This is a genomic window from Gordonia araii NBRC 100433, from assembly GCF_000241265.1.
GTDB classification, from domain to species: domain Bacteria; phylum Actinomycetota; class Actinomycetes; order Mycobacteriales; family Mycobacteriaceae; genus Gordonia; species Gordonia araii.
Genome location: NZ_BAEE01000007.1, coordinates 1 through 2,517, shown reverse-complemented (window position 1 = coordinate 2,517; position 2,517 = coordinate 1). Strand labels below are relative to the sequence as shown.

At 61.9% G+C, this 2,517-nt stretch carries 1 protein-coding gene and 1 pseudogene; both read right to left on the bottom strand.

The window, feature by feature from the left end:
- Positions 1–170: 170 nt before the first annotated feature.
- Positions 171–932: a hypothetical protein gene (locus GOARA_RS00845; RefSeq protein ID WP_007320379.1), complete on the bottom strand. Its 762-nt coding sequence runs from the start codon at positions 930–932 to the stop codon at positions 171–173.
- A 55-nt stretch (positions 933–987) separates the two neighbouring features.
- Positions 988–2,517, bottom strand: a pseudogene (locus GOARA_RS19605) (hypothetical protein); the annotation flags it as partial.

Here is a 2,517-nt window from a genome sequence, read left to right as displayed (position 1 = left end):
TCGAGGGTTCGGCGTCGGCTGCCGGGTTGGGAACGATGCTGCTGATGTCGACGTACAGCGGGTCTAATGCGCCTTTGAGTTGCGGCAGGATTCGGTTTGCGGCTGCCTCGTCGGGGACATCAGCGATGATCGCGGTGCCGTAGGTACTCAAAATGGTCCTCCTTGTTCGGTTACTTCTCCCACCAGGCGGTGAGGGGTTCGGGGAACTCGACGGGGCCGATCAGTTGTTCGGGAACCCCGACAGCCAGCAGTTCCTCACGCCGGTTTGCTAGCACGACTTGTTCGAAACCGGCTCGATCACCAGCGGCCACAGTGTCGCGGATCGCCTGCAGATACTCGATCGGATCCCGATCCGATAGCCGCGAGTCGGGATCCGGCTCGGCCGCGACATCACCGATCGCCCAATCGAGGGTCGCCAGCAACTCGTCACGCGACTGTGGACCACACATCGCCTGGATCACCGCATACCGAACCGAATACGGCTCCCCGACCGGACCATCCCATTCATCCCACCGCTGCTTATCGCGCTCACACTTAGCCAACTCGACCGGCCATTTATCAGCCACCGCCGACCCCCTATGGGGCGCGAACACCTTCTCCTCCACTTCACTTGCCCATTCAGCCGTCGTTTGAGCATCAATCCGAAGAATCACCGGATTTCCGGGCCGCGTACGGTCACGAATAAAGATGTTGTAGGTCTGATCACCGTGGTCACCATACGCAGCGTCGGTCAGTTGCTGGCCGAGAAACTCAGTACACGCGGAGAGCTGCCCCACACTGGTGTTTTCGTAGTAGACGTACTGGTACCACCAGCCGATCGGCGCCGGCACCAGAAACAGATCACGTCCCTTGCCAACCAAATGCCACGATTCGCCCAGCAAGTCGACCGCACCCTCGGCAACGGCCTCCCACTCTTTCGCGCTCATCCCCATCAGATAGGTCTCCTTCTCGTCGACAGTACGATCCGTCCCAGGGTCGCCTCCGTGGTCATCGGCTGCTACCGGGCGGGGACGGACGGACTGGTTCGATCACTTTGCCGATATCACCTTCGGCGATGCCGAGGGCAGCGGCGACCGCTTTGGCCCAGGCTTTGTCGATCTTGGCATCACCAGTCTTCAGGTCCAACACAGCGAGCACCTGCTCGACACCATCTTCGAGGATCCGAGTCAGAACTACGTCTGGTCGCTTACTGCCTGGTCTGCCCCTTTTCGTCCACCGAATCGGCTGGCCTGGCTTGCGCGCCTTTCCACCCTTGATTGATCGCTCTATATGCAGCCTGATGTCGGGGCCGAGCCAAGCCTGCACATGTGGCAGCACATGAATCGTCAGGAGTGCTTCGAGCAGAGAATGGGAATGCGTGCCCCGAATAGCCGCCTGCAACCACTCTATTAAGTAGGGGTTGACCGCCGCCTCCCGCACCAGATCCCAAGCGTAATCGGCCCCTTGCTCTACCAGGTCACGTGCACGCTTCTTGACGGTCTCGTTGTCGAAACCCTCCTCTGGTGGTTCGCCGGCCGGAGGGTTGAGCTTGTCGCCGAACTCTTCCAACTCCTTGGCAAAATCTTCGACGGCCTTCGCGATGATGTCGCGCAGGAACCGGTCGGCTTCGGGTGTGCCCGGCCTCATTGGCGGAGGCACCGCTTCGGGGGCCTGCGGTGGGGGCGGCGTCTCCACTGACGGCGCGTCGGGCGGGGTCACCGAGGGTGGTGTGGGCGGGTTCAGTGACGGCGCTTTCGGACGCCGCTGATCACCGGGATCGTCACCGTCGTTGTCGTCTTTTGGCTCGGGGGCGCCGGGTTCCTCGAATTCTGGAGGGCGCTGCTCGAACTCCGGTGGGTATCGGGGTGTTTCACCCTGACCGGGATCAGGGTCGTCGGGGGCTTCCTGAGGCGGAGGATCTCCCATCGGCGGTGCCGGGTCATCGCCGGGTGGCGATGGTACCGGTCCCGGTGAAGGGAGCGGTTCGTTGTCGCCGGGTTGCGGCGGCGCGGAGGGGTCGTCGTCAGGGGCCGGCGCCGGTGGTGCGGGATCACCTGGCGGCGCAGGGGGCGTTTCCTCTTGCTCGCGCTGTCGACGGTCCAGTTCCTTGTTCTTACGGTTGAGTTCACGCTGTTTGCGTTCGTCTTCAAACCAACGCCGCATCTCATCGATGTAGTCTTCGATGTCCTCACGAACATACGGGTCTTTGATCTCTCCAAGACGGCGTTCTAAGCGGTTGAAGAAGTCCAGGCGGTACTGGCGGTAACCCTCGAACATTTCGTCCGAGGGGTTGTCGAACACCTTGTCGTGGTTCAGATCCATCCAACGCTTGAGTTCATAGAACTCTTCGAGCAGCTTCTGCAGGTCACGCGGCAACCGGTCCAGATCCCACTTACCCTCCTGCTCGCGCTTGAGCCGCCAGTGCTCGAAGTTGCGCCACGCATTCTCGGGCCCACTGCGGTCCCGGCTACGCTTACGCTGTTTGGGCTGCTCAGGCTTAGGCTGGCCCGGCTGCGGAACCGGCACAGGTGCAGGAAC